We start from the raw sequence: 13,371 nt of genomic DNA on the forward strand, positions 1-13,371 counted from the left end.
AGACGACGCATCGATGTACGCAAGATTAGGTGCCAGAGATGTGGCGAAATGTCGATTGCGACAACCTCCGACACGCCCGGGATCCGGGGGAGGTTGGCGGAAAGATCCCAAACCGCCCCCGAGCTGCGTAAACCAGCCCCACGGAGATCATCTAAGCCTCCACCAAGATCATGATCAACAGGAGGTTGCCCTCCGGACCCCCTGTTTGCCCAGGTCAGACCGCCCGACATTTCGGACACGGTCCCCGAGCACAGGAAAACCGCGCCGGATTGAAACCTGAAGAAAGAAGCCGAAGCACACCCTACGCTCTATGGTCCCCGAGCACAGGAAAACCGCGCCGGATTGAAACTTGAACTTGACCTCGGTGGTGCCGGTGGTCATGGTCCCCGAGCACAGGAAAACCGCGCCGGATTGAAACGGGCAACGGCATCGCCGCAGCCAGCGTTCAGCAGCAGTGTCCCCGAGCACAGGAAAACCGCGCCGGATTGAAACTTCGGGCAGGCGTCGATACCCATGCAGTCGCTCGAGTCGAGTCACCGAGCACACGAAAACCGCGCCGGATTGAAGCTCTCCGGTGCGCAGGATGCGCATGAAGTCCACCTGGTCCCCGAGCACACGAAAACCGCGGTTGTACTCGAAGGAAGTGGGGGCAGGTCGGCCGTAGACTTGGTCTGTGACGGCGCTGCCGCTATCCAGTGCGAAGGCCAGGCTTCCCAGGGTCGCCGACGAGGTCGACCGTACTCATCGCCGCGTTCGCATCAGGCGCAACGGCCGCGAGTGGTGGTGCTGATCTCGGCCGAGGTGCCTGAGTCGCTGGAGGCAACGGTCGAGCTGCTTCCTTCTGGAACGGGCCGGATGAGGGGACGGACTCCGCTGGCCCGTCACCCCACCGCGAGCCGCGACCGTCAGCGACGGCCGGTGACGATGTGCTGCAGTTTGAGTTCGTGGTCGGGTGCCACGCCGAACCGTTGATCGAGTTCGTAGATCGAGGTCAGCGGTACGGCCGTGACATCATGTAGTCCAGCCCGCTCCAGCACCGCCACGGTCTGGTCGATCGACTTCGCTGTGGCCAACGGCAGCGCCGACCGGACCGCGCTGTCGTAGTGGTCGGCGAAGTTCTCCGAGGCGTTGTCCAGCCCGTCGGGGAACCAGGTGCTGTCAACCACGGCGACGGTGCCGCCGGGGCGGAGCAGGCGTACCCAGTTGGCCACGGCGACCTGCGGCTCCCGCAGCGTCCACATCAGGTACCGGCTGGTCACCGCGTCGAAGCTGGCCGCCGGGAAATCCGGGGACACGGCGTCGCCGTACTGGATGACCGGGCCGCCGGGCATCGCGGCGGCGTGTCGCCGGGCCCGCTCCAACATTCCCTCGGACAGGTCGATGCCGGTCACTCGGTGGCCGAGGCCGGCCAGCACGATGGCCGCCTGTCCGGTGCCGGTGCCGACGTCGAGCACGTCCAGCGGGGCCGGCGGCAGCGCCGCCGCCCAGACCTGCGACCAGGCCTGCTGGTCGGCGGCGAACCGCTCAGGGCGCTGCACGTACTCGTCGTACCCGGGTGCCCGGCCGGTCCAGTACGCGTTGATCCGATCTTGTACGGCCGTCATGCCGCAGTCCTTTCCTGGGTGACCTCGTGTGGGCGGAACAGCAGGTGGATGGCTCCGTCGAGGTCCAGCCGCCGGATGCCGATCCCGTAGACCGGTTCGAGCACCGCCGGGTCGAGCACCTCGTCCGTGCTGCCGGCGGCCGCCACCTGGCCGTCGCCGAGCAGCACCAGGTCGTCGCAGTAGCGGGCGGCCAGGTTCAGGTCGTGCAGCACGACGATAGAGCAGGTGCCGAGGTCCCGCACCAGCTGCAGGACCTCGTGCTGGTAACGGATGTCCAGATGGTTGGTCGGCTCGTCGAGCAGCAGATGGGTGGCCTGCTGGGCAAGAGCGCGGGCGATCAGCACCCGTTGGCGTTCGCCGCCGGACAGCCCGGCGAACGCGCGGGCACCCAGGTGGGCGGCACCGACCCGAGCCAGGCATCGGGCCACGATCTCGTGGTCGGCCCGACTGGTCCGCTGGAACGTCGACAGGTGCGGACCCCGGCCCAGCAGCACCAGCTCGGCCACGGTCAGCGCGGTGTCCGCGCCGCCGGCCTCCTGCACCACCACGGCCAGCCGGCGGGCGACCTCCCGCGACGGCAGGCCGGTCAGCTCGTCGCCGTCCACCACGACCCGCCCGGCGCCGGCACCGCCGCTGCGCCCGGCACCGCCGCTGCGCAGGGCACCGTGGAGCAGGCGCAGCAGGGTGGTCTTGCCGCTGCCGTTCGGGCCGATCAGCCCGAGGACCCGGCCCGGTCGGGCGGTCACGCTGACCCCGTCGATCACCGGGTTGGCGCCGTAGCGCCAGGAGACCTCGGTCGCGGTGATCACGACTCGGCCTGGAAGTGCTGCACGATCCGTTCGAGTCCGTCGATGGACAGCGGGGTCGGCGGCTCGGTGAAGTTGAACAGCTGGGTCAGCACGTCGCCGTTGCGCACGGCGGCCAGGTTCTCCGCCCCGGGCAGCCCGGTCAGGCCCTGTTCGACGGCGGCCGGGTCGCCGTCGCTGTACAGCAGGATCAGCACGTCGGGGTCGCGGCCGAGCAGTTCCTCCACGGTGACTTCGAAGACCCGCTCCGGCACGTCGTCGAAGACGTTGCGGAACCCGGCCGCCTCCAGCTGCGGGTGCGCCATGCTGGCGGTGCCGTACGCGTAGGTGACACCGCCGCCGACGGTCGGGTACAGCACCGCCGCCGTACGGCCGGTGCCCGCCTCGGCCTGGGCCTGCACCTGCGCCATCCGCTCTTCCAGCGCGGCGACCGCCGCTGACGCCTCGTCGGCCCGGTTGAACACCTCGCCATACGTTCGCATCTGGTCGTAGATGTCGTCGAAGGTCGGCACCGTCGTGCTTCCCGGACACATCGCCGGCTCCTCCAGCAGCGGGATGTCCACCGCCGACAGCGTGTCCCGGGACAGGTTGTCCACCTCGCCGAGCACCAGGTCGGGCTGTTGGCTGATCACCACTTCCTTGGAGATCTGCAGGTGGCCGCTGGTGTCGGTCTTGTCGGTCAGCAGCGGGATGCGGTCCAGCTCGGCGAGGGTCGCCTCGTCGTAGTACTCCGGCGGGTACTGGCCGGCGCGGGCGGTGACCCGGTCCAGCACGCCGAGCGCGTGCAGGTACGGCACGGCCGCGCTCTTGAGCAGCACGACCCGCTCCGGCGCGGCGTCGAAGGTGACGTCGACGCCGCAGTTGGTGACGGTCACCGGGTAGCCGTCGGCGGCGTCCGGCGCGGGGTCGGCACCGGCCTCGCCGCATCCGGCGGCGAGCAGCACGGCGGCGGAGATCGCAGCGACGGCGGTGGTACGGCTTGTCCTCATGGTGCTCCTCGACTGTTCGGAACTCGGGGCCCAGTTGGACCCGGTGCTCTGGCCGACTCGGTGGTCACCCGGACGTGGCGTGCAGGCGGCGGATCAGGACCAGCAGGAAAGGTGCGCCCAGCAGGGCGGTGATGATCCCGATCGGGATCTCCTGAGGGGCCAGCAGGACCCGGGCCAGCACGTCGGCCCAGACCAGCAGGATCGCGCCGAGCAGGGCGGCCACCGGCACCACCCGTACGTGTGGTGCGCCGACGATCCGCCGGGCCAGGTGGGGCACGACGAGGCCGACGAAGCCGATGCTGCCGGCGGCGGAGACCAGCACGCCGACGCTCAGCGAGACCAGCACCAGCAGGCGCAGCCGAAACCGGTCCGGTGACACGCCGAGGGTCTGCGCGGTCTCGTCGCCGATGGCGAGCACGTCCAGTCGCCGGCCGACGATCGTCAGGTACCCGGTCATCCCGACCAGCACGACGGCGGCCACCGCCAGCAGGGCGTCCCAGCGGGCCAGCCCCAGCGACCCGAGCAGCCAGAACATCACCGACCGGGCGCCTTCGGCCGACCCGGAGGCGAAGATCAGGAAACTGGTGGTGGCGTACAGCGCGTAGCCGACGGCGACGCCGGACAGCAGCAACCGGATCGAGGTCACCCGGCCACCGCTGCGGGCGATCAGGAAGACCAGCAGCGACGCGGCGAGGGCACCGAGGAAGGCGCTGGTGGACAGGGCGTACTGGCCGAAGCCGGCGCCGGCCCCGAACAGAATCGCCGCCGCCGCGCCGCTGGACGCTCCGGAGTTGATGCCCAGCAGGTACGGGTCGGCGAGAACGTTGCGGACCATCGCCTGCAACGCCACTCCGCACACCGCCAGCCCGGCACCGACGAGCATGCCGAGCAGCACCCGGGGCAGCCGGACCTGCCAGACGATGGCCTGCTCCGGAAGGCTCCAGGTCGCCTCACCGGGCAGTCCGACGAGTTGGTGGCCGATGATGGCGGCGACGGTCGTCGGGGCGATCCCGATGGCGCCGGAGCTGACGGCCACCACGGCGGTGGCCGTCAGCCCGACGGTCAGGACGACCAGCCAGATCCCGGTCCGGCGGCGCTGTGCGGCGACGCCGAGCAGGTCACCGCGGACTGCCGACAGGGTGGCCGCCGCCATCGCCCCACCCCCATACGCCGAATCTTTGCTCTTGCAAAGCTATGGCAAGAAGCTAGCAGCAAGATCAAGGGATCGGAAGGTGGTGAGGCACTGTTCACCTCGGCGTCGGTCAGCTGCGCCGGAACTGGTAGTTGCGGCCCTTGCCGGCGCGCTTACCGCGACCGGCGAGCCGGTCCGGGCGGGCGCTCCTGGCCTGCGGGCCGGAGCCCGGCGCGACGGCGCGGGCAGCGCGCCGACCCTCGGCGGGCAGCCCGACCTCGGGCAGCCCGACCTCGGGCAGCGCGATCTCGGATAGAGCGATCTCGGATAGAGCGATCTCGGATAGAGCGAGTTCACTCGGGGTGGCATCGGGCACGGTGAACCCGGGCGTCGTCGTGTCTTGTTCTGGTCGTTGCGCCATGCGAGAAGACCTCCTGGCTACGAACCGCCACGCGAACCCGCGGCGGTGACGGGTGAGATGCGGGAGGCGGGCGCCGCAGTCACCGACGACGGTCCACGATGACGGGACCGGGCAGCCGGAGAAACACCGTGACGCCCGCAGTGCCGACCGGCGGCGGGAACCCCGCACGGCACGGATCGACGGCGACCGCCGGGCGGTCGCGGCACTGCGAAAAAGAGGGCGTCAGTAGCGCATGACCGTCACGCTAACCGGTGCGCTCCCCCGACGCACCCGGTTTTCCAGACAGTCCGGCGGCGGCGCGGGATCGGGGCGCGCTCAGCCCTGCGGGGCGACCGGGTTGGGCAGGGCACCACCGAACCGGCGGTCCCGCTGCGCGTACAGCTCGCAGGCGTACCACAGGTGCCGCCGGTCGAAGTCGGGCCAGAGGGTGTCCAGGAAGACCAGCTCGGCGTAGGCCGACTGCCAGAGCATGAAGTTCGACGTCCGCTGCTCGCCGGACGGCCGCAGGAACAGGTCCACCTCGGGCACTTCCGGGTGGTAGAGGTAGCGGGCCAGCATCTTCTCGTTGACCCGGGCCGGGTCGACCTTGCCGGCCGCGACGTCCCGGGCGATCGCCGCCGCCGCGTCGGCGATCTCCGCCTGGCCGCCGTAGTTGACGCAGAACTGCAGGGTGAGCGTGCTGTTGTGGCGGGACATCTCCTCGGCGGTCTGCAGCTCGGAGATCACGCTCTTCCACAGCCGGCCGGCCCGGCCCGACCACACCACCCGTACCCCCAGGTCGACCAGCTGGTCACGGCGGCGGCGGATGACGTCGCGGTTGAAGCCCATCAGGAAGCGGACCTCGTCCGGCGAACGCCGCCAGTTCTCCGTCGAGAACGCGTACGCCGACAGGTACGGAATCCCCAGCTCGATCGCGCCTTCGACGGTGTCGAACAGCGAGAACTCGCCCTGCTCGTGCCCCTTGGTCCGGGGCAGTCCCCGGTCCTTGGCCCACCGGCCGTTGCCGTCCATCACGATCGCCACGTGGTCGGGCAGCGCCTGCTTCGGCAGCGCCGGTGGCCGGGCACCGGACGGGTGCGGAGTGGGTGCCACCGGCGGGCGCAGGCCCCTGCCCTTGGTCATGATCAGTCTCCTGGGGAACGGTCGACCAGCGGCAGCGAGCGTAACCCGCGCTCCAGATGCCACTGCAGGTGCGCCGCCACCAGCCCGCTGCACTCCCGGCGGGTGGCCGGTTCCGAGGTGTCCGCCACCTGCCAGTCGCCGGTGGCCAGGGCGGCCATCAGGTCGATGGTGGCCGGGGCCGGGTGGGCCGCGCCGGGTGGTCGGCAGTCCGGGCAGACACACCCCCCGGCCGGTACGGAGAACGCCCGGTGCCGGCCCTGGGTGCCGCAGACGGCGCAGTCGCGCAGTGCCGGGGCCCAGCCGGCGAGGGCCATCCCGCGCAGCAGGTACGCGTCGAGCACGAGGGTGCCGGCGTGGTCGCCGTCGGCCAGGGCCCGCAGCGCGCCGAGGGTGAGCTGGAACAGCCGCAGCGACGGCTCCCGTTCGACCGGGGTGAGCCGCTCGGCGGTTTCGACGATCGCGCTGGCCGCCGTGTAGCGCGGATAGTCGGCCAGGAACCGTTTGCCGTACAGGTGCAGCCCTTCGACCTGGCTGACCGTGTGCAGTGAGCTGCCGGGACCGTCGGGGTTCCCGGCGATCTGCAGGTCGACGTGGCCGAACGGCTCCAGCCGGGCGCCGAACCGGGAGGTGGTCCGGCGTACCCCCCGGGCGACCGCCCGCAGCCGGCCGTGCCGGCGGGTCAGCAGGGTGATGATCCGGTCGGATTCGCCCAGCTTCTGTACGCGCAGCACCACCGCGTCGTCGCGGTAGAGCTGGCGGCGGTATCCGGGCACCCGGTCATTGTCCCGTGCCCACCGGGTGTGCCGGCGGCCGGCCCTGATACGGACTCAGGGTCGCGATCCGGGACAGATCCGTGGCCGCGCCGGATGTGCCCCGTCGTTGGCGCTCGTAGCGTCACCGGTATGACTCACACCCGCACCACGACCACCGCACTCGCCGCCGCGTCGGCCGTCGCGCTGCTTGCCGTCACCTCGGCGGCGTGCGCCCCGCTTGACTGGCATCAGGAGGACTTCAACGACACCGAGACGGTCCCGATCACCGCCGTACGGATCGTGGAATCCGGCGACGGGGACGTGCTGGTGCGGACCCGGCCCGGTGACACGGTCGAGATTCAGCGGGTTGTCCGCTACCAGCGCTCCGAGCCGGGTCGGACCTACCGGATCGATGGCACGGTGCTCGAGCTGGACACGTCGTGCGGCTGGCGGTGCGACGTGTCGTACGACATCGTCGCGCCCCCGGGTGTCTCGGTCGAGGGTGAGAACGGCTCCGGCCAGCTGATGTTGTTCGACGTGTCGGACGTGTCGGTGCGGGTCGGATCGGGGAGCATCACCATCGACCGGGCTACTGGTCGGGTGGACGCGCGGACCGGTTCCGGCGGCATCACCGCGTACCGGCTGACCGGTCCGGCGGAGCTGCACACCGGTTCCGGCTCCATCGATGGCCGCGGTCTCAGCGGCGATGGCGTGGTCGCGACCACCGGCTCCGGGAAGGTGGAACTCACCCTTGACGACCCAGGTCCGGTGCGCGCCGAGACATCGAGTGGGTCGGTGCACGTCACCGTGCCCGCGGGTAGCTACCGGATCCGCACCGAGACCGGATCCGGATCGGCCGATGTACGGGTGCCGGACGATCCGGACGGCGAGCATCTGATCGACGCGCGGACCGGCAGCGGGAGCATCGTCATCGACCGCAACCGGGACTGATCAGGAGAACGTCGCGCAGATACCAGGTCAGAAGCCCAGTTTGCGCAGCTGCCGGGGGTCACGCTGCCAGTCCTTGGCCACCCGCACGTGCAGATCGAGGTAGACCCGGCTGCCGAGCAGCTCCTCGATCTCCTTGCGGGAGCGGGTGCCGACGTCGCGTAGCCGGCTGCCGCCGGCACCGATGACGATCGCCTTCTGACTCGGCCGCTCGACGTAGATGTCAGCATATATCCGGATCAGCGAATCCTCTGGGAGCATCTCCTCGACGATCACCGCGATCGAGTGCGGCAACTCGTCCCGTACGCCCTCCAGCGCGGCTTCCCGGATCAGCTCGCCGATCAGCACCTGCTCCGGCTCGTCGGTGAGCATGTCGTCCGGGTAGAGCCGGGGGGATTCGGGCAGGTGGCCGGTCATCACGTCGACCAGGGTCTGCACCTGGTGGCCGGTGGCGGCGCTGACCGGCACCACGTCGGCGAAGTCACCCAGCTCGCTGACCGCGAGCAGCTGTTCGGCGAGTCGGCCCCGGTCGACCAGGTCGGTCTTGGTGACCACCGCCAGCACCGTCGCTTTGAGCTCGGCGATCTCCCCGGTGATGAACCGGTCGCCCCGGCCGATCGGCTCGTTGGCCGGGATGCACAACCCGATCACGTCGACCTCGCTCCAGGTCTGGCGGACCAGGTCGTTGAGGCGTTCGCCGAGCAGCGTCCGCGGCCGGTGCAGCCCGGGGGTGTCGACCAGGACCAGTTGCGACTGCGGCTGGTGCAGGACGCCCCGGATCACGTGCCGGGTGGTCTGCGGCTTGCTGGAGGTGATCGCGATCTTCTGCCCGACGATCGCGTTGGTCAGGGTCGACTTTCCGGCGTTCGGGCGGCCGACGAAACAGGCGAAGCCCGCCCGGAAGGTCTCCGGCGGAGCCGACCCGCGCCGGCTCACTGGCGTACCGTGCGAACGTGCTGGCGTACCGTGCCGGCTCACTGGCGTACCGTGCCGAGCAGTTTGCCGTCCGGGGCCGCGACGTGGACCGGCGCGTCGGTGGCCAGGTCACGCACCACCGCGTGGCCAGCACCGTCCAAGGTGGAGGCTTCGGTGACCACCGCGGCCGCCTCCAGCCGGGTGGCCCCGGACGCGACGGCCGACGCGACCGCCAGCTGCAACGCGGTCAGCGTCAACGACGGCAACGCGACGTTCGCCCCGGCGTAGGTGCGCCCGTCCTGGTCCCGCACGGCGGCGCCCTCGGCCGCCCCGATCCGGGCCCGGGCGCTGCGGGCCAGCACGACCAGCTTGCTGTCCTCGGCGCTGAGCTGCGGCTCCGGCTCCGACCCGGCCGGCGTGGCCGACGGCGACTCAGGCATCTGCGTGCTGCCTTTCCTCTGCTCTGGCATGACGGTGGTCTCTGCCGCCGGCGGTACGCTCGGCCGACGGCTCGGCCGGCCGGTCGACGGTCCGGCTGACCAGGACGGTGTCCACCCGGTTACGCCGGCCGGTGGTGCCCTCGGCGACCAGCCGAAGACCGGCGACGGTGACCTCCGCACCGGGGATCGGCACCCGGCCGAGCAGGTGGGCCATCAACCCGCCGACCGTCTCGACCTCGTCGTCGGAGATCTCCACGTCGAACAGCTCGCCGAGGTCCTCGACCGGCAGCCGGGCGGTCACCCGGACCCGGTCGTCGTCGAGTCGTTCGACCGGTGGCCGCTCGACATCGTACTCGTCGGTGATCTCCCCGACGATCTCCTCCAGGATGTCCTCGATGGTGACCAGTCCCCCGGTGCCACCGTACTCGTCGACCACGATCACCAGGTGGGTGCGGGCGGCCTGCATCTCGGAGAGCAGGTCGTCCACCGGCTTGGACTCCGGCACGAACGTCGCCGGACGCATCAGCTCGACCACCGGGACCTCGTCGCTGCCCGGCCCGACCGCGTGGGCCCGACGGACCACGTCCTTGAGGTAGATGATGCCCACCACGTCGTCGACGTTCCCGCCGATCACCGGAATCCGGGAGAAGCCGGACCGTAGGAACAGCGCCAGCGCCTGGCGCAACGTCTTGTGCCGTTCGATCCACACCATCTCGGTCCGCGGCACCATCACCTCACGGGCGATGGTGTCACCGAGCGCGAACACCGAGTGGATCATCTGGCGCTCGCCGTGCTCCACGACGCCGCGCTGCTCGGCCAGGTCGACCAGCTCCCGCAGCTCGATCTGGGTGGCGAAGGGACCTTCCCGGAAGCCCTTGCCCGGGGTCACCGCGTTGCCGATCAGGATCAGCAGCGAGGCCAGCGGGTTCAGGGCGCGGCCCAGACCGCGCACCAGCGGCGCGGTCGCCCGCGCCACGACGAAGGCGTGCTGGCGGCCGATCGTACGCGGGCCGACCCCGACCACCACGAAGCTGACCACGGTCATCGCCCCTGCGGTGACCAGCGCCGCCGTCCAGCCGGCACCGAAGGTGTCCACGGCGACCAGCGCGACCAGGGTGGTGGCGGTCAGCTCGCAGAGCAGCCGGAGCAGCAGCAGCAGATTGACGTGCCGGACCGCGTCCGCTGCGACGATCTGCAGCGCCCGGGCGGAACGGCTGCCGTCACGGGCCAGCTCGGCGGCCCGGGCCGGCGAGACGACGACCAGCGCCGCCTCGGTCATCGCGATGATTCCGGCCAGCACCACCAGACCGGCGGCGATGACCAACAGTTGCAGGTCCGGCAGCCCGGTGGCTGCCGCAGCGGCGGCCAGCGGGGTGCCGGTGGTATGGCCAGAGTTCACGTGGCCCGGGCTTCCTTCCAGCTGTAGAGCAGGCGAGCCTGCAACTCGAACATCTCACGTTCCTCGTCCGGCTCGGCGTGGTCGTAGCCGAGCAGGTGCAGCACCCCGTGCACGGTGAGCAGGTGCAGCTCGTCGGCGGCGGCGTGCCCGGCGGTGGCCGCCTGCTTGGCGGCTACCTCCGGGCAGAGCACGATGTCGCCGAGCAGGCCCGGCTCGTCCGGGCTCGACTCGCCCGGACCGTGGTCGACGCTGCCCTCGTCCATCGGGAAGGCGAGCACGTCGGTCGGCCCGTCGCTGCCCATCCAGCGGTGGTTGAGCTCGGCCATGTAGTCCTGGTCGACCAGCAGCACCGACAGCTCCGCGAGCGGGTTGACGCCCATCTCGTCCAGCGCGTGACGGGCGACGGCGAGCACCGCGTCGGTGTCGACGTCGATTCCGGACTCGTTGGCGATCTCGATGGACACGTGTCTCTCCCGAAGCTCTATCGGCGCCGGTTCGCCCGGCCGCCGTGGGCGGTCCGGCCCTGGACCGCGTGGACGCCCTGATTCTGCTGTGCCTCGCGGTCGGCGTCCCACCGGGCGTACGCGTCGACGATGTCGCTGACCAGCCGGTGGCGCACCACGTCGGTGCTGGACAGCTGCGCGAAGTGCACGTCGTCCAGGCCGGTGAGGATGTCCCGAACGGTACGCAGCCCGCTGGAGGTGCCACCGGGCAGGTCGACCTGGGTGATGTCGCCGGTGACCACGATCCGGGAGCCGAAGCCGAGCCGGGTCAGGAACATCTTCATCTGCTCGGCCGTGGTGTTCTGCGCCTCGTCGAGGATGATGAAGGCGTCGTTGAGGGTGCGACCCCGCATGTAGGCCAGCGGCGCGACCTCGATGGTGCCGGCCGCCATCAGCTTCGGGATGGAGTCGGGGTCGAGCATGTCGTGCAGCGCGTCGTAGAGCGGACGCAGGTAGGGGTCGATCTTCTCGTAGAGCGTGCCGGGCAGGAAGCCGAGCCGCTCACCGGCCTCGACCGCCGGCCGGGTGAGGATGATCCGGTTGACCTGCTTGGCCTGCAGGGCCTGCACCGCCTTGGCCATCGCGAGGTAGGTCTTGCCGGTGCCGGCGGGGCCGATGCCGAAGACGATGGTGTGCGCGTCGATCGCGTCCACGTACCGCTTCTGGCCCAGGGTCTTGGGCCGGATGGTCCGCCCGCGCCGGGAGAGGATGTTGAGGGTGAGCACGTCGGCGGGGCGCTCGCTGCCGCCCTGCGCCAGCATGCCGACGGTACGCCGGACCGCGTCGGTGGTCAGCGTCTCGCCCTTGGCGATGAGCTCGAGCAGCTCGCTGAACAGCCGCTCGGCCACCGCGTTGTCCGACGGCACACCGGTGATGGTGATCTCGTTGCCGCGTACGTGGACATCGCTGGCGAGGGACTGCTCGACCAGCCGCAGGATCTCGTCGCCTGCGCCGAGCAGGTTGACCATGATCTGCGGGTCCGGGACGGTGATCCTGGTCTGCACCCGGGCCTGCCCGGGAGGTGGAGTGCCGGTCATGGGTCGGCCTGACGGCCTTTCGCACCTGCTTCCATTTCAGCGCCCCGACCCGGTCGGCCGTGGCGGGCGGACTTGCTGCCATCGTATCCGCTCAACGCCCGGCGCAGCGGCTCCATTTCCGCCGGTTGTCAACGGGACAGCAGCGGACCGAGTGGTGCCCCACCCAGCACGTGAGCGTGCACGTGGAACACCTCCTGACCGGCGTACCGGCCGGTGTTGAAGATCAACCGGAACCCGTCGGCGGCCAGCCCTTCGGCCTGCGCCACCGCAGCCGCCGTGGTCAACAGCTCGCCCGCAACGGCGGGGTCGGCCGCGGCAAGCGCGGCGACGTCGGGGTGGTGCTGCTTCGGTATCACCAGCACGTGGGTGGGTGCCTGCGGGTGGAGGTCCCGGAACGCGACCGTGTTGGCCCCGTCGTACAGCAGGGTGGTCGGCAGTTCCCCGGCGGCGATCCGGCAGAAGACACAGTTGTCGCTCACCCGACGGATGGTAGCGGTGACCGGGGTCCGGCCGGTCCACCGCCGCGCCACCAGCGCCTCAACCACGGCGTTACCAGCGCCCCAGCCGACCGGAGAGCAGGGCGAGTGCCGCGACACCGGCGGTCGACGTCCGCAGCACCGCCGGGCCGAGCCGCACCGGCCGGGCCCCGGCGTCGACGAAGGTGGCCAGCTCGGCGTCGTCGATCCCGCCTTCCGGCCCCACCACCAGCATGACCGACCCGGTGGTCGGCAGATCGGCGACGGCCAGCCGCTGCTGCGCCGACTCGTGCAGGACGAAGCTGGCGGCCGACGCCGTGCACCGGGCGGCGACCGCGTCGGTCGACTCGGCCGGCTGCTGGTCGGAGCCGCCGATCGTCGGCAGCCACAGCCGGCGGGCCTGTTTGGTGGCCTCCCGCGCGGTGCCGACCCATCGTTGCCGGGCCCGGGCACCACGGTCGTCGCGCCAGCGGGTCACCGAGCGGGCGGCCGCCCACGGAACGATCTCGTCCACCCCGACCTCGGTCATCGCCTGCACCGCCAGCTCGCCCCGGTCGCCCTTGGCGACGCCCTGCGCCACCACCAGCCGGGGGTCGGTGGCGCTGACGTACCCGGTGTCGAGGACCCGCAGGTCGAGCTGGTGCCGGCCGACGGCCTCGACCACCGCGTCGGCGACGCCGCCGCGCCCGTCGGCGAGCCGCAACTGCTCACCCGGGCGCAGCCGGACCACGGTCGCGGCGTGGTGGCCCTCCGGCCCGTCGAGGGTGTGGGTCGGCCCGGTCGGCAGGCGCTCGACGAGAAACAGTGGGGCGCTCACGTCGGATCGG

Annotated in this window: 15 protein-coding genes and 1 CRISPR repeat array; of the genes, 1 reads left to right on the forward strand and 14 read right to left on the reverse strand. The window is 71.0% G+C overall.

The window, feature by feature from the left end; genetic code table 11:
* Positions 1-240 precede the first annotated feature (240 nt).
* A CRISPR array of direct repeats spans positions 241-568; the repeat unit is 36 nt; unit sequence GTCCCCGAGCACAGGAAAACCGCGCCGGATTGAAAC.
* A 337-nt stretch (positions 569-905) separates the two neighbouring features.
* The 7 genes from ACN27J_RS11405 to recO all read right to left on the reverse strand — a co-directional run bounded on the left by ACN27J_RS11405 (position 906) and on the right by recO (position 6,847).
* Positions 906-1,604, reverse strand: a complete 699-nt coding sequence (locus ACN27J_RS11405; RefSeq protein WP_421365827.1) for a class I SAM-dependent methyltransferase — start codon at positions 1,602-1,604, stop codon at positions 906-908.
* The gene (locus ACN27J_RS11410) at positions 1,601-2,413 is read right to left on the reverse strand and encodes an ABC transporter ATP-binding protein (protein WP_421365830.1); all 813 of its coding nucleotides are present in this window, start codon (positions 2,411-2,413) and stop codon (positions 1,601-1,603) included. The genes ACN27J_RS11405 and ACN27J_RS11410 overlap by 4 nt, the downstream gene beginning before the upstream one ends.
* Positions 2,410-3,399 (reverse strand): ABC transporter substrate-binding protein, encoded by a 990-nt coding sequence (locus tag ACN27J_RS11415; protein ID WP_421365832.1) that lies wholly within the window; start codon positions 3,397-3,399, stop codon positions 2,410-2,412. The genes ACN27J_RS11410 and ACN27J_RS11415 overlap by 4 nt, the downstream gene beginning before the upstream one ends.
* A gap of 64 nt (positions 3,400-3,463) precedes the next feature.
* Positions 3,464-4,552 (reverse strand): FecCD family ABC transporter permease, encoded by a 1,089-nt coding sequence (locus ACN27J_RS11420; protein ID WP_421365835.1) that lies wholly within the window; start codon positions 4,550-4,552, stop codon positions 3,464-3,466.
* Between the two features lie 109 nt (positions 4,553-4,661).
* Positions 4,662-4,952 (reverse strand): hypothetical protein, encoded by a 291-nt coding sequence (locus tag ACN27J_RS11425; RefSeq protein ID WP_421365838.1) that lies wholly within the window; start codon positions 4,950-4,952, stop codon positions 4,662-4,664.
* Positions 4,953-5,267: 315 nt separating this feature from the next.
* A complete protein-coding gene (locus ACN27J_RS11430; protein WP_281550996.1) occupies positions 5,268-6,074 on the reverse strand; it encodes an isoprenyl transferase in 807 nt (268 codons plus the stop codon).
* Positions 6,075-6,076: 2 nt separating this feature from the next.
* Positions 6,077-6,847 (reverse strand): DNA repair protein RecO, encoded by a 771-nt coding sequence (gene recO / locus ACN27J_RS11435; protein ID WP_421365842.1) that lies wholly within the window; start codon positions 6,845-6,847, stop codon positions 6,077-6,079.
* 129 nt (positions 6,848-6,976) lie between these two features.
* Here recO and ACN27J_RS11440 point away from each other — a divergent pair, with 129 nt between their 5' ends.
* On the forward strand, positions 6,977-7,777 hold the full coding sequence (locus ACN27J_RS11440) for a DUF4097 family beta strand repeat-containing protein (protein ID WP_421365845.1): 801 nt from the start codon (positions 6,977-6,979) through the stop codon (positions 7,775-7,777).
* A 27-nt stretch (positions 7,778-7,804) separates the two neighbouring features.
* Here the strand turns inward: ACN27J_RS11440 and era are convergent, their stop codons facing one another.
* The 7 genes from era to ACN27J_RS11475 all read right to left on the reverse strand — a co-directional run bounded on the left by era (position 7,805) and on the right by ACN27J_RS11475 (position 13,361).
* Positions 7,805-8,710, reverse strand: a complete 906-nt coding sequence (gene era / locus ACN27J_RS11445) for a GTPase Era (protein WP_421365848.1) — start codon at positions 8,708-8,710, stop codon at positions 7,805-7,807.
* Between the two features lie 38 nt (positions 8,711-8,748).
* Positions 8,749-9,129, reverse strand: coding sequence for a cytidine deaminase (locus ACN27J_RS11450; RefSeq protein WP_421365850.1), 381 nt, complete (start codon positions 9,127-9,129; stop codon positions 8,749-8,751).
* Positions 9,122-10,528, reverse strand: a complete 1,407-nt coding sequence (locus ACN27J_RS11455; protein ID WP_421365853.1) for a hemolysin family protein — start codon at positions 10,526-10,528, stop codon at positions 9,122-9,124. The genes ACN27J_RS11450 and ACN27J_RS11455 overlap by 8 nt, the downstream gene beginning before the upstream one ends.
* Positions 10,525-10,992, reverse strand: a complete 468-nt coding sequence (gene ybeY / locus ACN27J_RS11460; protein ID WP_278170664.1) for an rRNA maturation RNase YbeY — start codon at positions 10,990-10,992, stop codon at positions 10,525-10,527. The genes ACN27J_RS11455 and ybeY overlap by 4 nt, the downstream gene beginning before the upstream one ends.
* 17 nt (positions 10,993-11,009) lie before the next feature.
* Positions 11,010-12,068 carry a PhoH family protein gene (locus ACN27J_RS11465; protein ID WP_278170666.1) on the reverse strand — a complete coding sequence of 353 codons (1,059 nt, stop codon included), beginning with the start codon at positions 12,066-12,068 and terminating at the stop codon, positions 11,010-11,012.
* Positions 12,069-12,196: 128 nt separating this feature from the next.
* Positions 12,197-12,547, reverse strand: coding sequence for a histidine triad nucleotide-binding protein (locus ACN27J_RS11470; RefSeq protein ID WP_278170668.1), 351 nt, complete (start codon positions 12,545-12,547; stop codon positions 12,197-12,199).
* Between the two features lie 70 nt (positions 12,548-12,617).
* The gene (locus ACN27J_RS11475; protein ID WP_421365857.1) at positions 12,618-13,361 is read right to left on the reverse strand and encodes a 16S rRNA (uracil(1498)-N(3))-methyltransferase; all 744 of its coding nucleotides are present in this window, start codon (positions 13,359-13,361) and stop codon (positions 12,618-12,620) included.
* Positions 13,362-13,371 lie beyond the last annotated feature (10 nt).

This window comes from Solwaraspora sp. WMMB762 (genome assembly GCF_049179115.1).
Taxonomy (GTDB): Bacteria; Actinomycetota; Actinomycetes; order Mycobacteriales; family Micromonosporaceae; genus Micromonospora_E.

What these genes read in the sequence shown, in the direction of transcription:
- ACN27J_RS11405 (WP_421365827.1), bottom strand. Translation starts at nt 1,604, where the DNA reads ATGACGGCCGTACAAGATCGGATCAACGCGTACTGGACCGGCCGGGCA.
- ACN27J_RS11415 (WP_421365832.1), bottom strand. Translation starts at nt 3,399, where the DNA reads ATGAGGACAAGCCGTACCACCGCCGTCGCTGCGATCTCCGCCGCCGTG.
- ACN27J_RS11420 (WP_421365835.1), bottom strand. Translation starts at nt 4,552, where the DNA reads ATGGCGGCGGCCACCCTGTCGGCAGTCCGCGGTGACCTGCTCGGCGTC.
- ACN27J_RS11425 (WP_421365838.1), bottom strand. Translation starts at nt 4,952, where the DNA reads ATGGCGCAACGACCAGAACAAGACACGACGACGCCCGGGTTCACCGTG.
- ACN27J_RS11430 (WP_281550996.1), bottom strand. Translation starts at nt 6,074, where the DNA reads ATGACCAAGGGCAGGGGCCTGCGCCCGCCGGTGGCACCCACTCCGCAC.
- ACN27J_RS11440 (WP_421365845.1), top strand. Translation starts at nt 6,977, where the DNA reads ATGACTCACACCCGCACCACGACCACCGCACTCGCCGCCGCGTCGGCC.
- ACN27J_RS11450 (WP_421365850.1), bottom strand. Translation starts at nt 9,129, where the DNA reads ATGCCTGAGTCGCCGTCGGCCACGCCGGCCGGGTCGGAGCCGGAGCCG.
- ACN27J_RS11465 (WP_278170666.1), bottom strand. Translation starts at nt 12,068, where the DNA reads ATGACCGGCACTCCACCTCCCGGGCAGGCCCGGGTGCAGACCAGGATC.